This is a genomic window from Nocardia sp. NPDC050710 (assembly GCF_040654375.1).
Taxonomy (GTDB): Bacteria; Actinomycetota; Actinomycetes; order Mycobacteriales; family Mycobacteriaceae; genus Nocardia.
On the sequence record NZ_JBFAHV010000074.1, the window covers coordinates 1 to 1,286 of the forward strand.

Below are 1,286 nucleotides of genomic sequence, written 5' to 3' on the forward strand. Positions count from 1 at the left end.
ATCCGCGCCACCGTCACATCCCGCCACTCCAACATCTGCGACAACGGAATCGGCTCACCCGAATAACTACTCACCCACCCACGAAAATCCGCCCCAAACCCCGGCTCATCCAAATCGTTGTCCGGCGGGATCCACCTGTCCGCGGCATGCAGGTCATCGTGCACGAGTCCCCACTGCGCCACCAGCTCCCGCTCCCACACCCGATCGCGCCGCACGAGCGCGGTCCGATCGAGCACCACGTATCCCACCAATCGCAGGGTCTCGTCAACGGCTGCCCGGCCCACAACCACCGCACGGCTGACCGCGGGATGGGTCAGCAGCACCGCCTCGACCTCACCCGGTTCCACCCGCACACCCCGCACCTTCACCTGATCATCAACCCGCCCCACGAACTCCAGCACGCCATCCGAGGTCCAGCGCACCTCGTCACCGGAGCGATACATCCGCTCCCCGAAAGCGAAGGGACAGGCCACAAACCGCGCACCCGTCAAACCCGCACGGCCCTTGTACCCACGCGCCAACTGCACACCGGCGATATACAACTCCCCCACCACACCCACCGGAACCGGCCGCAACCCCCCGTCCAACACATACACCCGCACATTCCCCAACGGACCACCGATCGGCACCGAGTGCCCCATCTCTGCCGGCCCGCCTACCTGGTAACATGTAGCGAATACCGTTGTCTCCGTCGGCCCGTACGCGTTGATGACCGGTGTGCCCGGGCGCGCGGCCAGCGCCCTTTCGACGAGCCGACTGGGCAACATCTCCCCGGACAGCAACACACCACCGAACCGGACCGGTTCGGCAAGGGTGTCGAGTACTTCCTCGAACACCGAGGGGACAGTGCTGATCAAACCTCTGGTCGAAACGTGGCGGCCGAGCGCGAGATTGTCGCGAATCAACTCGACGCGGCCCCCCGCACTCAACGGCGCAAACAATTCCGCAACCGACACGTCGAAACCCATGGACGTACCTGCCACAACAATCGACGACGTAGCCGTCAGCACAGTCGACCCGACCTGTGTCAGAAGATTGGTGAGGTTGCGGTGGGTGATGATGACGCCCTTGGGTGTCCCCGTGGACCCGGAGGTGTAGATCAGGTAGACGGGATTATCGAGGTGCAGCCGATGGGTGCGAACATCGTTGGTGGGGTTGGTATTCGAGTTCGCGGCCGGATACGCGACGAGGGTGTCCACCAGTACACGGGGCGTAGACGTGTCGGGCAGGTCGATGGTGGTGTCGGTAAGGATGAGTTCAGATCCGGCGTCGCCGAGAATGAACTC

At 63.8% G+C, this 1,286-nt stretch carries 1 protein-coding gene; it reads right to left on the reverse strand.

Features of this window, described 5'->3' with window-relative positions:
• Nucleotides 1-1,286, reverse strand: a 1,286-nt coding sequence (locus tag AB0H61_RS39040) for an AMP-binding protein (protein WP_357313996.1), incomplete at both ends; no start/stop codon positions are given.